The sequence below is a fragment of the Hydrogenophaga sp. GW456-12-10-14-TSB4 genome (genome assembly GCF_059424305.1).
Window position 1 is genome coordinate 1 of record NZ_JBWKZH010000060.1, and the last position, 15871, is coordinate 15871.

A 15871-nucleotide genomic window follows, 5' to 3' on the forward strand; every position below is an offset into this window, starting at 1 on the left:
CGCCCGCCCTGCCCCGAAAACCACCACCACCCAGGGCGCCGGACGGGCCGACAAGGACCAGCCGCTGATTGACGACATCCGGCTGCTCGGCCGCATCCTGGGCGACGTGATCCGCGAGCAGGAGGGCCAGGCCGCCTTCGACCTGATCGAGCAGATCCGCCAACTTTCGGTGGCGTTCCGCCGTCATGCGGATGAGTCGGCGGACAAGGCGCTGAAGAAGCTGCTCAAGGGCCTGACCGGCGACCAGGCCGTGAGCGTGATCCGCGCCTTCACCTATTTCAGCCACCTCGCCAACCTGGCCGAAGACCGCCACCACATCCGGCGCCGCGCGGTGCACGAGCGCGCCGGCAACCTGCAGGAAGGCAGCCTGGCGCGCACGCTGCAGAAGCTGCACAAGGCCGGCATCGCACCGGCCGACGTGGTGCACACGCTGGCCAGCGCCCACATCTCTCCCGTGCTCACCGCCCACCCCACCGAGGTGCAGCGCAAGAGCATCCTGGACGCCGAGCGCGCGATCGCGCGCCTGCTCGGCGAGCGCGACGAACCGCAGCGCCTGCCGCGCGAGCGCGCCGACATCGAGGCGCAGATCCGCGCGCGCGTCACGCAGCTCTGGCAGACGCGCCTGCTGCGCTTCACCAAGCTCACCGTGGCCGACGAGATCGAGAACTCGCTGAGCTACTACGAGGCCACCTTCCTCACACAGATCCCTCGCCTCTACCGCGAGCTGGAGGAAGGCCTGGGCGGCAGCGACGGCATCGCGCCCTTCCTGCGCATGGGCCAGTGGATCGGCGGCGACCGCGACGGCAACCCCAACGTGACCGCGCAGACCCTGGAGCTCGCGCTGCACAGCCAGGCCGACATGGTGCTGCGCCACCACCTCACCCAGGTGCACCACCTGGGCGCGGAGCTGTCGGTCTCGGCCATGCTCAACAGCGTGAGCCCGGCCATGCAGGCGCTGGCCGAACGCTCGCCCGACACCAACGCCCACCGCCAGGACGAGCCCTACCGCCGCGCGCTCACCGGCATGTACGCGCGCCTGGCGGCCACGCTCACGCACCTCACCGGCGGCGAGGCGGCCCGCCACGCCATCGCGCCGCAAGATCCCTATGCCAGCGCCGCCGAACTGCTGGACGACCTGCGCACCATCGAGGCCTCGCTCCAGGCGCACCACGGCGAGGCCCTGGCGCGCGCGCGCCTGCTGCCGCTGATGCGCGCGGTGCAGGTGTTCGGCTTCCACCTCGCCACCGTGGACCTGCGGCAAAGCTCGGACAAACACGAAGAGGTGGTGGCCGAGCTGCTCGCGGCCGCGCGCATCGAACCCGCCTACTCGCAGCTCGACGAAGCCGGCAAGCGCGCCGTGCTGCTGCGCCAGCTGAACGACGCGCGCCCCCTGCGTGTGCCCGGCGTCGCCTACTCGGCCCACACCCTCGGCGAGCTGGCGATCTTCGACACCGCGCGCAGCGGGCGCGAGCGCTTCGGTGCGCAGGCCATCCGCCACGCCATCATCAGCCACACCGAAACGGTGAGCGACCTGCTGGAAGTGTTGCTGCTGCAGAAGGAAGCCGGCCTGATGCGCGGCACGCTGGCCGACGACGCGGTGTGCGACCTGATCGTGGTGCCGCTGTTCGAGACCATCGAAGACCTGCGCAACGCCGCGCCCATCATGCGCGAGTACCTCGCCCTGCCCGGCGTGCGCGCCATGGTGCAGCGCGGCGCGGGCGACGGTTACAGCGAGCAGGACATCATGCTCGGCTACTCCGACAGCAACAAGGACGGCGGCATCTTCACCAGCAACTGGGAGCTGTACCGGGCCGAGATCGCGCTGGTCGATCTGTTCGACACCCTCAACAAGGGCGCCGAGAAGCCGATCCAGCTGCGCATGTTCCACGGCCGCGGCGGCACGGTGGGCCGGGGCGGCGGCCCAAGCTACCAGGCCATCCTGGCGCAGCCCCCGGGCACGGTGCGCGGCCAGATCCGCCTGACCGAACAGGGCGAGGTGATCGGCTCCAAGTACGCCAACCCCGAGATCGGTCGGCGCAACCTTGAAACCCTGGTGGCCGCCACGCTGGAAGCCACCCTGCTCAAGCCCACGCGCAACGCGCCCGCCGCCTTCCTGGCCGCGGCCGACGAACTCTCGCGCCAGAGCATGGCGGCCTACCGCGCGCTGGTCTACGACACCCCGCGCTTTGCCGAATACTTCTTCGCCGCCACGCCGATCCGCGAAATCGCCGAACTCAACATCGGCTCGCGCCCGGCGTCGCGCAAGGCCACGCAGAAGATCGAGGACCTGCGCGCCATTCCCTGGGGCTTCAGCTGGGGCCAGTGCCGCCTCACCCTGCCGGGCTGGTACGGCTTCGGCTCGGCCGTGCATGCCTTCCTGCACCAGGACGGCCCCAAGGGCGTGGCCGCACAGAAGGCGCTGCTGCAGAAGATGGTGAAACAGTGGCCCTTCTTCAGCACCCTGCTTTCCAACATGGACATGGTGCTGGCCAAGAGCGACCTCGCCCTGGCCTCGCGCTACGCCGAGCTGATGCCCGACAAGCGCCTGCGCAACCAGGTGTTCAAGGCGATCGAGGCCGAATGGCAGCGCACCGCCGATGCCCTGGCGCTCATCACCGGTGAAAAACAGCGCCTGGTGAACAACGCCGCGCTGCAGCGCTCCATGCGCCACCGTTTTCCCTACATCGACCCGCTGCACCACCTGCAGGTCGAACTGGTGCGGCGCTACCGCGCCGGCGAAAACCAGGCCGACCGCGACGAGCGCGTGCGCCGGGGCATCCACATCTCGATCAACGGCATCGCCGCCGGGCTGCGCAACACGGGCTGAACCCCTGGTGACACAAGGCCTTGGCACCCCCACCTAAAATGGACCGGTGAACCCCTTGCTCAACGCCGACCTGCACTGCCACTCCGTGATCTCGGATGGCACCCTCACGCCCGAGGCGCTCGCCCAGCGCGCCAAGGCCAACGGCGTCGAGCTGTGGGCCCTGACCGACCACGACGAGATGGGCGGCCAGGACCGCGCCATCGCCGCCGCGCGCGAGGCCGGCCTGCCCTACCTCACGGGCACCGAGATCTCGGTCACCTTCGCCGGCATCACCGTGCACATCGTCGGCCTGGGCATGGACCACCACCACCCCGCCCTGCTCGACGGCCTGCGCGCCACCCGCGGCGGGCGCGAGCAGCGCGCGCGCGAGATGAGCGACGACCTGGCCCGCGTGGGCATCCCCGGCGTGTACGAAGGCGCCTTGAAGTACGTGGGCAACCCGGAACTGATCTCGCGCTCGCATTTCGCGCGCTACCTGGTGGAGATCGGGGTGTGCAAGGAAACCAACGAGGTGTTCCGCAAGTACATCACCGAAGGCAAGCCCGGCTACGTGCCCCACCGCTGGGCCGCGCTGGGCGATGCGGTGGGTTGGATCACCCAGTCCGGCGGCGTGGCGGTGATCGCCCACCCCGGGCGCTACAAACTCACGCCCAACGAGGAATTCGCCCTGTTCACCGAATTCAAGACCCATGGCGGCCAGGGCGTGGAAGTCATGACCGGCGCCCACGGGCAGGCCGACTACGTCAAGTACGCGGGCTTCTGCCAGGAATTCGGTTTGGCCGCGTCGCGCGGCAGCGATTTCCACAGCCCCGAAGAAAGCCACACCGACCTGGGCAAGCTGCCCGACCTGCCGGGCAGCGTCACGCCCGTGTGGGAGCTGCTGCAACCGCGCATCCTGCAGTGATGGTGGCAGCGGCGCGCCACACGCCCGCGCAGGCCGCGCTGGGCATCGGGTTCCTGATCCTGGCCACGGCCTGCTTTGCGGTGCTCGACACCTCGGTGAAGTACGTCGGCGCCTTTGTGCCGGTGCTGATGGCCGTGTGGTTCCGCTACCTGTTCCACGCCGTGCTGGTCACCGCCGTCATGCTGCCGGTGCGCGGTCGCGGCCTGGTGCGCACCGAGCACCCGCGCTTCCAGCTGCTGCGCGGCGCGCTGCTGCTGACGGTGAGCGCGCTGTCTTTCATCGCCCTGCAATACATGCCGGTGGGCGAATTCACCGCCATCGTCATGATCACGCCGCTGGTGGTCACGCTGCTGGCGGCCCTGTTCCTGCGCGAGCGCGTGTCGCTGCTGCGCTGGGTGCTGGTGGTGGGCGGTTTTGCCGGCGCGCTGCTGGTGGTGCAGCCTGGCGGCGATGTGATCGGCTGGGCCAGCCTGCTGCCCCTGGTGATGGTCTTCACCTACGCCTGGTTCCAGATCCTCACCAGCAAGATGGCGCGCACCGAAGACCCGATGACCATGCATTTCTACACCGGCTGGGTCGGTGCGCTGGTGTCCAGCCTGGTGTTGCCGGTGGTCTGGCAGACGATTCCCGATGGGGCCACCTTTGCCCTCCTGTGCCTGATCGGGCTCATGGGCACGGTCGGCCACTTCCTGCTGATCCTGGCGTTCCAGCGCACGCCGGCTTCCACGCTCACGCCCTACCTCTACGGGCAGATCGGCTTTGCCATGTTCTGCGGCTGGCTGGTGTTCGGCCACGTGCCGGGCCGCTGGGAGCTCATCGGCATCGCGATGATCGTGCTCTGCGGTGCCACCGCGAGCTGGCTCACGGCGCGCGACCGGCGCCTGCCGGTGGAAGCGCACCCGCCCGAGTGAGTCAGGCGCGCCGACGGGGCGCGGCGGCTTTCCTGTCCTTGCCGCCTTTTCGGCTGCTCAGGCTGCGCGCCAGCAGCTCGGTGAGGTCCACCACATTGCTCGGCGCCGATGCCTCCACCGCGTCTTCCAGCGGTTTGACGGTCTTGGTGTCGCCGGCCTTCACCTTCTGCCGCACCAGGGCCTGCACCGCGCTCACGAAACGGTCCTCATACGCCGTCGCATCCCAGGGGCCGGTCATGTCGCTGATCAGCTGCGTGGCCATCTTGAGTTCGGCCGCCTTCACGCCGGCGGCCGCCTTGCCCGCGGCGGGCAGCTTCAGGTCATCCACCGGGCGGATCTCGTTGGCCCAACGGATGGTGTTGAGCACCAGCGCCGGCCCCATGGGGACCAGCGCGGCCAGGTGCTCCTTGGTGTGCATCACCACGCGCGCAATGCCGATCACGCCCGACTGGGCCATGGCCTCGCGCAGCAGGGCATAGACCTTCTCGCCCTTGCCGATGGGTTCGAGGTAGTACGGTTTCTCCAGCAGCAGAAACGGGATCTCGGCCGCCTGCACGAAGGTCTCGATCTCGATGGTCTGCGTGGACACGGGGTAGGCGGCCTTGATCTGCGCATCGGTCACCAGCACGTACTCCCCGTCGTCCTGCCGGATGCCCTTGACGATGTCGTCGCCCTGGATCGGCTTGCCGGTGCGCTTGTTGATCCGTTGGTAACCGACCGGGTCCATCGAGCGCCGGTCCAGCCAGTCGAAGTCGATGCCGCTGTCCTGCGAGGCCGGGTACAGCGCCACCGGCACGTGCACCAGGCCGAAGCTGATGGCGCCTTTCCAGATCACGCGCGGGCTCATGGCGCGTACCCCAGCATCTTCATGGCCGGCGTGAGCGAACGCGCCGATCGGGCGTAGCCGTTCCAGGGCCGGTTGCCGACGGACAGGCGCTCGGCGATGTTGCGCACATGCCAGTGGTCGCCGCCGCGCAAGGCGGACAGCTCGCTCCAGTCGACCGGCACCGACACCCCCATGCCCGGGCGGGCGCGCGCCGACCAGGCGCTCACCGTGGTCGCGCCGCGCCCGTTGCGCAGGTAGTCGACGAAGATCCTGCCGACCCGGTTCCTGGGCCCGCTCTTGGCCACGAAGCGCTGCGGAATGGTCTCGCTCATGTGCCGCACCAAAGCCCGCGCGAAGCCTTTGACGCTGTCCCAGTCGTGTTGCTGGCGCACCGGCACGACCACGTGCAGCCCCTTGCCGCCGCTGGTCTTGAGAAAACTCGCCAGGCCCAGGTGGTCGAGCAGCGAATGCGTGAGCTGCGCCGCCTCCTGCACCTGCGCCCAGGCCACCCCTTCCCCGGGGTCGAGGTCGAACACGAGGCGGTTGGGCTTCTCGAAGGTGCGCGCGAAGGCGTTCTGGGTGTGGAACTCGACCACGTTCCATTGCGCCGCCGAGAGCAGCCCGCGCCGGGAGGCCACCGCCACCCAGGGGTCGTGGCCGGGGTCCAGCGCGGGGTCGAGCTGCACCACGCCGGCCATCTTCATCGAGGGCGGCAGGTGCTTCTGGAAGAACAGTTCCCCCTCGATGCCTGAGGGCGCGCGCATCAGGGCCGCCGGCCGTTGCCGCAGGTGCTCGATCATCAGCGGGCCGACGGTCGCATAAAAGCTCACCAGATCGAGCTTGGTCACGCCGGTGCTCGCGTCGATCACGCGCTCGGGGTGGGTCACGCGCATCCTGGAGGGTGCGGGCGGCTTCTGCGCCGGCACCGGCGGGTGGCCGGGTTTGCGCACCGGCGCGGGCGAGTCGTTCGGCTTGGGCACCTCCACCTCCTTTTCCACCGCTGGGGCAGCCTTGTCTTCCCGCAGACCGACGAACACGGCGTGGCGGATATGGCCCGCGTGCGTCCAGTCCGAGAATGCCACCTCGGCCACCAATGAAGGCGTGGCCCAGTGGGGCCGACCCGCGATGGTCGCCTGGGCGAACGGGCTGGTCCGCCGCTCCAGGGCTTTGAGCTTTCGGTGCAGGCTGGACAGGGTGCCGGTGTCGAAACCGGTGCCCACGTTGCCCACGTGGCGCAGCGAGCCGTCCGCTTCATGAAGGCCCAGCAGCAGTGAGCCAAAGCCGGTTCGCGAACCCTTGCCTTCGGTGAACCCGCCGATCACGAATGCCTGGCGCTGCCCGCACTTGAGTTTGAGCCAGTCGGCACTGCGCGTGGACCGGTACGGGGCGCTCTTGCGCTTGGCGATCACGCCCTCCAGGCCGAGCCGGCAGGCCGACATCAGCACGCTGGCGGCCGACGCCTCGAACACCGCGCTGAAGCGCACCGCATCCATGGGGCGCTCGCGCAGCAGGCCTTCCAGCACGGCACGGCGCGCCACCAGGGGCGCGGCCCGCAGGTCGTGACCTGCCACATAAGGCAGATCGAACAGGTAGAACACCACCGAGGCCGTGCGCTCGTTCTCCAGCGACTGCTGCAGCGCGCCGAAGTCGGGCAGGCCGGTGCCGCCGAACACGACGATCTCGCCGTCGTACCAACCCGGGGGGAGCTGCATGTCCTGCAGGGCCTTGTGCAGCGGCCTGAGGCGGTGCGTCCAGTCGTGGCCGTTGCGGGTGAACAGCTTCACATCGGCGCCGTCGACGCGCGCCAGCATCCGGTACCCGTCGAACTTGATTTCGTAGAGCCAGTCCGCATCGACCGCGGGGGCGGCTTCCGACCGCGTGGCGAGCTGGGGCGACAGCGTGGCCGGCAACGCGCTGGGCACCGCCTCGGGCGGCCAGGCGCCCGCGTCCTTCGACGGCATGCGTTGCGAAGCCACGCTGTCCGGCGCGGCATCGACCACGCTGAATTCCTCGGCAGACCGGGCGAAGGCGTCGCGCTCCTTGATCAGCAGCCAGGCCGGTTTTTTTTCGTCGCGGGTCTTCATGCGCACCAGGGCCCACCGTCCCCGCAGCTTGTGGCCCAGCAACTCGAATTTCAGGTTGCCGCTGCGCAGCCCGGCGTGCGGGTCGCCCTCCGGCGCCCAGACGCCTTTGTCCCAGACGATGACTTTGCCCGCCCCGTACTGCCTGGGCGGGATGGTGCCCTCGAAGCTGGCGTAGGCCAGGGGGTGGTCTTCCACCTCGACCGCCATGCGCTTGTCACCCGGGTCCAGGCTGGGGCCTTTGGGCACGGCCCAGCTCTTCATGACACCGTCGAGTTCGATGCGGAAGTCGTAATGCAGGCGGCCCGCCCAGTGCTTCTGGACCACGAAGCCCAGGACTTTGGCCGCACGGCCCAATTCGCCCGGGGGCTCCGGCGTGCGCGCGAAGTCGCGCTTGGCCTTGTAGGGCTGAAGCAGATCGGAAGAAGGGGGGCCGGTCATGCTGCCGCTGGGGCAAACGGCGCGCCCGTGACCCTGCGCAGGAACAGCCGCCGCCGCAGAGCGCTGTGCCCGCCTCATTTGCGGCAATTTCTTCTGTCTCCCCTGGGTCGTCGCCCCGGCGCACGGCGGGTCACAATGTCGCCATGTCGCAGTACTTTGAAGTCCACCCCGAGAACCCGCAGCCGCGCCTGCTCAAGCAGGCGGTGCAACTGCTCGAACGCGGCGGCGTGCTCGCGGTGCCCACCGACTCGAGCTACGCCCTGGTCTGCCACCTCGACGACAAGGCCGCGGCCGACCGGCTGCGCCGCATCCGCCAGGTGGACGACAAGCACCACCTCACCCTGCTCTGCCGCGACCTGAGCGAGCTCGCGAGCTACGCGAAGGTGGACAACCGGCAGTACCGCCTGCTCAAGCTCGCCACCCCGGGGCCCTACACCTTCATCCTCGAAGCCAGCAAGGAAGTGCCGCGCCGCGTGAGCCACCCCTCGCGCAAGACCATCGGCCTGCGGGTGCCCGAACACAAGACCCTGCTGGCCTTGCTGGACCTGCACAACGCCCCGCTGCTGGCCACCACCCTGATCCTGCCCGGCGAGACCGCCCCGCTGAACGACGCGCACGACATCCGCGACCGGCTCGAACACGACCTGGCCGGCGTGATCGATGCGGGCGCCTGCGCCCTGGCGCCCACCACCGTGGTGGACCTCACGCCCATGGGCACGGGCGGTGAGCCCGAGGTGGTGCGCACCGGCCAGGGCCCGCTGGCCCGCCTCGGCCTCTGAATCGGCCCTGCCGGGCTGCCCCGCCCAGTCTGGGACAATACCCGTTTGCCTGCCGCGCCCCGCCATGGACTTCGCCCAGATCGTTCAAACCGTCGCTCTCTACGCCATCCCGGTGCTGTTCGCCATCACGCTGCACGAGGCGGCGCACGGTTACGTGGCCCGGCACTACGGCGACAACACCGCCGAGATGATGGGGCGCATCACGCTCAACCCGTTCAGCCACATCGACCCGATCGGCACCATCGCGATGCCGCTGCTGCTGTACTTCGCCACCTCCGGCGCCTTCCTGTTCGGCTACGCCAAGCCGGTGCCGGTGAATTTCGGGCGCCTGCGCAACCCCAAGCGCGACATGATCTGGGTCGCCCTCGCCGGCCCGGGCGCCAACCTGATCCAGGCGATCGCCTGGACCGTGCTGTTCTACGTGCTGGCGGCCCTGGGCGTGCAGGAACCCTTCTTCCTCAGGATGTGCGAGGCCGGCCTGGTGGTCAACCTCGTCATGTTCGCCTTCAACCTGTTCCCGCTGCCCCCGCTGGACGGCGGCCGCATCCTGGTCGGCCTGCTGCCCTGGAAGCAGGCCGCCCTCGTCTCCCGCGTCGAGCCCTGGGGCTTCTTCATCGTGATGGCCCTGGTCATCAGCGGTGTGGTCGGCAACCTCTGGCTGCGCCCGCTGATGGCGCTCACCCACAGCGCCATCCAGGTGCTGCTCACCCCCCTTCGCATGCTGCTGCTCTGATCCTGCCCATGAAAACCCAACGCGTCCTCACCGGCATCACCACCTCCGGCACCCCCCACCTGGGCAACTACGTCGGCGCCATCCGCCCGACCGTGCGCGCCAGCCGCCTGGCCGAGGTGGAGAGCTTCTACTTCCTGGCCGACTACCACGCGCTCATCAAGGTGGGCGAGCCCGCCCGCGTGCAGCGCTCCACACTGGAGATCGCCGCCACCTGGCTGGCCTGCGGGCTCGACCCGGAGAAGGTGACCTTCTACCGCCAGTCCGACATCCCAGAGATCCCCGAGCTCACCTGGCTGCTCACCTGCGTGACCGGCAAGGGCATCCTCAACCGCGCCCACGCCTACAAGGCCTCGGTCGACAAGAACAACGCCGCCGGGGAAGACCCCGACGCCGGCGTGACCGCCGGCCTTTTCATGTACCCGGTGCTGATGGCGGCCGACATCGTGATGTTCAACGCCCACAAGGTGCCGGTGGGCCGCGACCAGATCCAGCACATCGAAATGGCGCGCGACATGGCCTCCAGCTTCAACCACCTGTACGGCGAGCACTTCACGCTGCCCGAGGCGGTGACCGAAGACCACGTCGCCCTGCTGCCCGGTCTGGACGGCCGCAAGATGAGCAAGAGCTACGACAACACGATCCCGCTGTTCGTGCCGCGCGAGCAGTTGCGCAAGCTGATCATGGGCATCGTGACCGATTCGCGCGCGCCCGGCGAACCCAAATCCACCGAGGGTTCGGCCCTGTTCCAGCTCTACCAGGCCTTCGCCTCGGCCGAAGAAACCACGGCGCTGGCCAAGGCGTTTGCCGACGGCATCGCCTGGGGCGACGCCAAGCAGACCCTGTTCGAGCGCCTGGACCGCGAGATCGCGCCGATGCGCGAGGTCTACGACCAGCTCATCCAGGACCCGGCGCGCATCGAAAAGACCCTCAAGGCCGGCGCCGAGAAGGCCCGCGCCATCGCCACGCCCTTCACGGCCCGGCTGCGGGAAGCCGTCGGCCTGCGCCGGCTCGACAGCGTGGTGTCGGCCTCCGCCGCCAAAGCCGCCAAATCGGCCGCCCCGGCGTTCAAGCAATACCGTGAAAGCGACGGCCTCTTCTATTTCAAGCTGGTCGATGCCGGCGGACAGCTGTTGCTGCAAAGCACGGGGTTCGCTTCCGGCAAGGAGGCCGCCGGCGCCATTGCCCGCCTGCAACAGCAAGGCGCCCAGGCACTGGAGGGCTTGCAGGGGCAATTGACGACCCAGGCCGACCCGGCGGCGCTGGCCCAGGCCCTGGCCCATTTCGGCCCCCGCGACGAGTGAGTGACAACCCCGCGTCACCCCTGTTCAAGCTTTGATACACAATCGGGGTCTGCAGCGCATCCCCGAGAACGTGTCCTTCCGACCTCGGTCCCCACCCGGGGTTGAGCCGCTCGGCTCAAATACCCCCGGGTGTTTGGTTCCAAAAGTAGAAATAACGACTGCATTGGCACGTTATTGGCTATCGCCAAACACGTGCAATCTCGATATGCTGTCAACTCGACCTCCGTTATTACCGGCCCGCCAGTCATGAGTATTTTTGTTATCGACGACCACCCGCTGATGCGCGAAGCCGTCGTCATGCTGTTGCGACGCCTGCGTGCTTCCACGCAGGTCGTTGAACTTGAACGTCTGGCGGCCGTGAGCAAAGCCATCGCCGAACACGGCGAGCCCGAGCTGGTCTGCCTCGACCTGAAGCTGCCCGACACCAACGGCGTCTCGGGCGTGCGGGAGGTTCGGCAGATGCTGCCCGACACTTCGCTGATCGTGCTGTCGGCCTCGCCGTCGTCCGACTACGAAGACCTGGCCCGCGAAGCCGGTGCCGATGCCTACGTGGAGAAATCCGCCGGCGCCGCGCAGATCGCCAAGGTGCTGCGCGAATTCCTGGCCGACGAGGTCGAGGACGAAAACGCGCCCACCATTCCCGACAAGCTGTCCAAACGGCAGAAACAGCTGCTGGTCATGCTCGACCGGGGCCTGAGCAACCGCGACATCGCCGAGCAGCTGCAGATCAGCGAGCACACCGTCAAGGTGCACCTGTGGCGGCTGTTCCGCCGCCTCAACGTGAAGAGCCGCTCCCAGGCAAGCCACCTGGCGCGCACCGCCGGCCTGCTCGACCTCTGATCTCTCCCCTCAGAAGCCGGAGTTGACGCCCGCTGTCGAGTGGGCCTCCAGCGGCTCGCGCTGGGTGAAGTCCGGCAACATCACCCGGAACACGCTGCCCCGGTTGGCCACCGAGTTCAAGGCCAGCTGATACCCCATCAGCGAGGTGAGCTTGGAGACGATCGTCAGGCCCAGGCCCAGGCTGTCCTCGGTGCCCTGGTGCTGCGACACCCGGAAGAACTCCTGAAAGATCGCCTGCTGGTGCTCGCGGGCGATGCCCACACCGGTGTCCCACACCTCGAACACCAGCATGTCGTCGCGGTGGCGCAGCCCGAGCAACACGCCCCCGTGCTGCGTGTGGCGCAAGGCGTTGGACACCAGGTTGCCCAGAATGCGGCGCAGCACCACCGGATCGGACCAGATCGTGCAGGGCCGGGTGTGGGTGCGCAGGCGCAGCGACTTGCCCACCGCCACCGGCTCGAACTGCAGGGACAGGTCGGCGAACAGCTTCTTCACGTCCACGTGCTGCAGCCGCACCTTGTAGTTGCCGGCGTCGATGCGGGTCAGGTCGAACAGCGAGTCGAACAGCTCGTTGATCGCCCGCGTGGACTGCAGGATGCGCGGCGCGATGTCGCGCGCCATCTCCGGCTCGGTGGCCAGCCAGTCGGCGTACAGGCTGAGCGCGTGCACCGGCTGGCGCAGGTCGTGCGCGGCCGAGGCGAGGAAACGGTTCTTGGTCGCCACCGCCCGCAGGGACGCCCGGGTCTGCAGCGTCAGCGAGTCGATCAGCTCCTGGTTCGAGAATTGCAGCTCGAAGCTGGACCGATGCACCTCGTGCAGGCGCCGGCCCGCCATGATCAGCAAGCCCCAGAACACGAACAGCAGCGCCATCAGCACCAGGCCGATCTGCACCGCCTCGGGCTCGTGCAGCATCCACAGGGTGTTCCAGGCCAGCCCGACGAACACCGCGAAAATCAAGGCATTGGCGTACTGGCGGAACACCGGCAGGTAGGCACTGAAGGCCGTCAGGGTGAGCAAGCCTTGTCCGAGCACGACCAGGCCGCACACGAACTGGGTGGCCTGGGTGGACTGCTGGTAGCTCAGCAGCACCGGCCCGCCCCAGAGCAGCGCCATCACCGTCCAGGACCACTGGTAGCGTTCCACGAAGTTCATGCGCTGGGGGCCTTCCAGGCTGTCGTGGCGCAGCCGGTAGATACCGATCAGGCGGTAGCGCATCACCAGCATGGCCAGCGTGAGGGCGGCCCACACCACCAGCGCGATGGTGTTCGCCTGGCCGGCCATCAGGTAGACCAGCACCGGCAAGGACAGCACCCCCGCCAGCAGCGAGGGCCCCATGTTGTCCATCAGGACCCCGATGAGTTGGGAATTGACCCAGTGGTCGCGCACTTCGGGCGAAGCGGGCACATGCTGGTAGGTGGCGGGTTGGGTGTCGACGAGCATGAAAGGCCAGCAAACAATCGGTGGCGCATTGTCTCACCCGGCCTGCCGAAGCCCCCTGCGGCAAACCCCGCTTCCGCTCCTGTTAGAATCTGAGGCTTCGAACACGGAGAGGTGGCAGAGTGGTCGAATGCGCGGGACTCGAAATCCCGTGTACGTTTTCAACGTACCGTGGGTTCGAATCCCACCCTCTCCGCCAGGAAACTGGACACCGAAAAAGCCCTTCTAGATCAAGCATCTACGAGGGCTTTGTTTTTGGACTTTCCCCCACGCACTTCCCCTGCGCTTCGCTGCGTGTCACACGCATTGCAGAGACTCGCGCGGGAGCTTCAGCGCATCGGCTCAAGCGGGGGCAATGTTGGGGATGGTTTGAATGACTCCGCCCAGCCCCCCGATCAGCGACGCAATCTTGATGGGGTTCGATTTCTCACGATGCGTCTGGTCCTTCAAGTCCTGAAGCATCTCCAGCACCTCGGCAGTGGCGGACATACCCTGGGAAGCCCTCACCGCATCCTCGATGCGCGCCAGAGCTGCGAGCGCATTCCCGCTGTTGGGCATGTACACCGTTTGCACCACAGAGGCGGTTGGGTTCGCGCCCGTCTGTAGGGCGCCCACCGTCCCGTTCACGGTGATGTTGGGACCTTGCCTGTTTCCCAAAGCGGTAACTCGTATCTGAAGTCTTCCACCAGTTTGTCCGCCGCTTGCTTCAGAGCATCAGCGGCGAGCAGGTCCACGCTCAGCGTGAAGCCGCTCGAATGAAGCCCTCCCCTCCCACGAACTGCGAAGTGAGAGTTCCAACCGCACGGGAGTACTCGGCTGCGGTGTCGTGCACGACCCCATCGAGGCTCCTCAAGTCCGTTCGCGAGCAGTTGTCGTCAATGGTCGACACCCGAAGCTTCCGCCCAGATCTTCCAATGCAGTTCATCCCGGGATGTGCCGTTGGGACGGAAGTCCATCCATATTCAGAGGTATGCTGTTTGAACCATCTTTCATAGCCTGGAGATACCTTGGAACTTCGCCATTTGCGCTATTTCGTGGCCGTCGCCGAGGAGCTCAATTTCACCCGTGCCGCCGAACGGTTGTACATCGCGCAACCTCCGCTTAGCACTCAGATCCGCGCGCTGGAGGAAGAGCTGGGCGTTCAGCTGTTCGAGCGGGACAAGAAGCGGGTTTACCTCACACAGTCGGGACGGTATTTTCTGGAGCGCGCGCGCGGCATTCTCGCTTCCGTGCAAGACGCCAAGGATGAAGCACACCGCGCAGCAACGGGCGACGTCGGGAAACTGAGCATTGGTTTCACGGCGTCTTCGATCCTGACCCAGGCCCTGCCGCAGGCGATCAGACGCTACCAGTCGATTCACCCTTCCGTGGAGCTGAAGATGATGGAGCTTGCGTCGATGCATCAGCTCGATGCGATCCATCATCGGTCTCTGGATCTGGGTGTCTTGCGCAAGCCCAATGTGGGCGTGCCCACCGGCGTGGTGATCGAGGAGTGGTACTCGGCCCCCCTGGTGGCTGCCATGCCACAACAGCATGTGCTGACCAAGGGCAAGGGCATTCACATCGGCGAGTTGAAGAACGTTCCGCTGATCGTCTACCCCAGGGACGCCGGCATCGGTCTCTATTGGAAGGTGATGGATCTGTGCGCCAAGGCCGGGTTCCGTCCGGCCGTCATGCATGAGGCCCGCGATGCATCCACCATGATCGGCCTGGTGGCATCGGGTCTCGGTGTCGCCATCGTCCCTCAGGGTACCCAGTGCGTGCTGCTCGAAGGTGTCCTGTATAGCCGCATCCTCGACAAGGAGGCCGTCTCAAGCCTCTACCTGGGCTACCGGGATGCCGACACGAATCCTCACCTGGACCGCTTTCTGAGCGTGCTGAGATCGTCCGCCGAAACCCGCCGGTCCCTGCAGGCATAGGCCCCTCCACCCAGCGTCACGTCACGCCTAGGGCAGCGACCACAGCATGCGCACGGCGGTGACTGCCATCAACATGGCAAACATCAGGCGCAGCACCCGCACATTCACACGTCGGGTGAACCGGGCGCCGAGCGCCATCGCGCTGGCGCTCGCCGGGAAAACGATCGCCGCAACCAGCACATGGACGTAGCCGAGGCTGCCGAGAGGGGTTCTGGCATCGCCCCAGCCGTTCACCATGAAGGCCATCGCACCAGGCAGGCCGACCATCGCACCCAGCACCGAGGCGGTACCGATGGCCACCGGCATGGGCGTGTGCAAGGCATGCAGCAAGGGCACTGTCAAGGTGGCACCGCCGATGCCGACCCAGGTGGACAGGGCGCCGATCGAAACCCCCATCAGACCGGTGGCGCAGGGCCCTGGCAGTCCCTGTCGCAGAGACAGGCTCTTGCTGAACACCATGTTCAGGGACACGACCGCAGCGACGATCGCAAATGCCAGCGTCAGCCCCGCACTGTGGATTTTTCCGACCATGGCACCGGCCAGCACAGCACCCAGCAGAACCGGTGGCGCCAGGCGCTTCACGATACCGGTGTCCACGTTGCCGCGCTGCCAATGCACGCGCATGCCGAGTATCGACGTGGGTACCACCGTCGCCAGGGCTGTGCCGACCACCAGATGCATGCGGATGTCGGCATCCACGCCCAGTACCGCGAAGCTGTGGTACAGCACGGGGATCAGGATCAGCCCGCCACCCGCGCCGATCATGCCACCCAGGAAGCCGGCCACGCCGCCGGCCACCACGAGCAAGGCACCGATCCCCAGCAGGGCGGCCCCATCGAATGCGGGCATCAGCGCTGCGCGATCGCCAGACC

Annotated in this window: 13 protein-coding genes and 1 tRNA gene; 9 read left to right on the top strand and 5 right to left on the bottom strand. The window is 67.5% G+C overall.

The window, feature by feature from the left end; all coding sequences use genetic code 11:
* Positions 1-64: 64 nt before the first annotated feature.
* Genes ppc through AC07ZS_RS23230 form a run of 3 tightly spaced genes read left to right on the top strand, consistent with a single transcriptional unit; the run spans position 65 to position 4642 of the window.
* On the top strand, positions 65-2827 hold the full coding sequence (gene ppc / locus AC07ZS_RS23220) for a phosphoenolpyruvate carboxylase (protein ID WP_494800923.1): 2763 nt from the start codon (positions 65-67) through the stop codon (positions 2825-2827).
* 46 nt (positions 2828-2873) lie between these two features.
* A complete protein-coding gene (locus tag AC07ZS_RS23225) occupies positions 2874-3731 on the top strand; it encodes a 3',5'-nucleoside bisphosphate phosphatase (RefSeq protein ID WP_494800893.1) in 858 nt (285 codons plus the stop codon).
* Positions 3731-4642 (top strand): DMT family transporter, encoded by a 912-nt coding sequence (locus AC07ZS_RS23230; protein WP_494800894.1) that lies wholly within the window; start codon positions 3731-3733, stop codon positions 4640-4642. Before AC07ZS_RS23225 ends, AC07ZS_RS23230 begins: the two co-directional genes overlap by 1 nt.
* Before the next feature lies 1 nt (position 4643).
* Here AC07ZS_RS23230 and ku read toward each other — a convergent pair whose 3' ends face one another.
* Positions 4644-5489, bottom strand: a complete 846-nt coding sequence (gene ku / locus AC07ZS_RS23235) for a non-homologous end joining protein Ku (protein ID WP_494800895.1) — start codon at positions 5487-5489, stop codon at positions 4644-4646.
* Entirely contained in the window at positions 5486-7990 is a 2505-nt protein-coding gene (gene ligD, locus AC07ZS_RS23240) for a DNA ligase D (RefSeq protein ID WP_494800896.1), read from the bottom strand. The genes ku and ligD overlap by 4 nt, the downstream gene beginning before the upstream one ends.
* Positions 7991-8133: 143 nt before the next feature.
* Between ligD and AC07ZS_RS23245 the strand changes: the two genes are divergently transcribed.
* From AC07ZS_RS23245 to AC07ZS_RS23260, 4 genes are all read left to right on the top strand, one after another.
* Positions 8134-8769: an L-threonylcarbamoyladenylate synthase gene (locus AC07ZS_RS23245; protein ID WP_494800897.1), complete on the top strand. Its 636-nt coding sequence runs from the start codon at positions 8134-8136 to the stop codon at positions 8767-8769.
* 64 nt (positions 8770-8833) lie between these two features.
* Entirely contained in the window at positions 8834-9502 is a 669-nt protein-coding gene (locus AC07ZS_RS23250; protein WP_494800898.1) for a site-2 protease family protein, read from the top strand.
* An 8-nt stretch (positions 9503-9510) separates the two neighbouring features.
* Complete coding sequence (locus AC07ZS_RS23255) at positions 9511-10803, top strand: tryptophan--tRNA ligase (RefSeq protein WP_494800899.1); 1293 nt, start codon at positions 9511-9513, stop codon at positions 10801-10803.
* A 246-nt stretch (positions 10804-11049) separates the two neighbouring features.
* Positions 11050-11643, top strand: coding sequence for a LuxR C-terminal-related transcriptional regulator (locus tag AC07ZS_RS23260; protein WP_204732508.1), 594 nt, complete (start codon positions 11050-11052; stop codon positions 11641-11643).
* A gap of 9 nt (positions 11644-11652) precedes the next feature.
* Here AC07ZS_RS23260 and AC07ZS_RS23265 read toward each other — a convergent pair whose 3' ends face one another.
* Positions 11653-13083, bottom strand: a complete 1431-nt coding sequence (locus AC07ZS_RS23265) for a sensor histidine kinase (protein ID WP_494800900.1) — start codon at positions 13081-13083, stop codon at positions 11653-11655.
* 105 nt (positions 13084-13188) lie between these two features.
* On the opposite strand from AC07ZS_RS23265, the gene AC07ZS_RS23270 reads away from it, so the two are divergent.
* Positions 13189-13279 (top strand) — tRNA-Ser (locus AC07ZS_RS23270).
* 143 nt (positions 13280-13422) lie between these two features.
* On the opposite strand, the gene AC07ZS_RS23275 is transcribed toward AC07ZS_RS23270, so the two are convergent.
* A complete protein-coding gene (locus tag AC07ZS_RS23275; protein WP_494800901.1) occupies positions 13423-13707 on the bottom strand; it encodes a hypothetical protein in 285 nt (94 codons plus the stop codon).
* A 380-nt stretch (positions 13708-14087) separates the two neighbouring features.
* Here AC07ZS_RS23275 and AC07ZS_RS23280 point away from each other — a divergent pair, with 380 nt between their 5' ends.
* Positions 14088-14999, top strand: a complete 912-nt coding sequence (locus AC07ZS_RS23280) for a LysR family transcriptional regulator (RefSeq protein ID WP_494800902.1) — start codon at positions 14088-14090, stop codon at positions 14997-14999.
* A 27-nt stretch (positions 15000-15026) separates the two neighbouring features.
* Here the strand turns inward: AC07ZS_RS23280 and AC07ZS_RS23285 are convergent, their stop codons facing one another.
* A complete protein-coding gene (locus AC07ZS_RS23285) occupies positions 15027-15848 on the bottom strand; it encodes a sulfite exporter TauE/SafE family protein (protein WP_494800903.1) in 822 nt (273 codons plus the stop codon).
* Between the last annotated feature and the right edge of the window lie 23 nt (positions 15849-15871).

Excerpts from the sequence above, each read along its gene's own strand:
- AC07ZS_RS23230 (WP_494800894.1), top strand. The coding sequence starts at position 3,731 with ATGGTGGCAGCGGCGCGCCACACGCCCGCGCAGGCCGCGCTGGGCATC.
- ku (WP_494800895.1), bottom strand. The coding sequence starts at position 5,489 with ATGAGCCCGCGCGTGATCTGGAAAGGCGCCATCAGCTTCGGCCTGGTG.
- ligD (WP_494800896.1), bottom strand. The coding sequence starts at position 7,990 with ATGACCGGCCCCCCTTCTTCCGATCTGCTTCAGCCCTACAAGGCCAAG.
- AC07ZS_RS23245 (WP_494800897.1), top strand. The coding sequence starts at position 8,134 with ATGTCGCAGTACTTTGAAGTCCACCCCGAGAACCCGCAGCCGCGCCTG.
- AC07ZS_RS23250 (WP_494800898.1), top strand. The coding sequence starts at position 8,834 with ATGGACTTCGCCCAGATCGTTCAAACCGTCGCTCTCTACGCCATCCCG.
- AC07ZS_RS23255 (WP_494800899.1), top strand. The coding sequence starts at position 9,511 with ATGAAAACCCAACGCGTCCTCACCGGCATCACCACCTCCGGCACCCCC.
- AC07ZS_RS23260 (WP_204732508.1), top strand. The coding sequence starts at position 11,050 with ATGAGTATTTTTGTTATCGACGACCACCCGCTGATGCGCGAAGCCGTC.
- AC07ZS_RS23265 (WP_494800900.1), bottom strand. The coding sequence starts at position 13,083 with ATGCTCGTCGACACCCAACCCGCCACCTACCAGCATGTGCCCGCTTCG.
- AC07ZS_RS23285 (WP_494800903.1), bottom strand. The coding sequence starts at position 15,848 with ATGCCCGCATTCGATGGGGCCGCCCTGCTGGGGATCGGTGCCTTGCTC.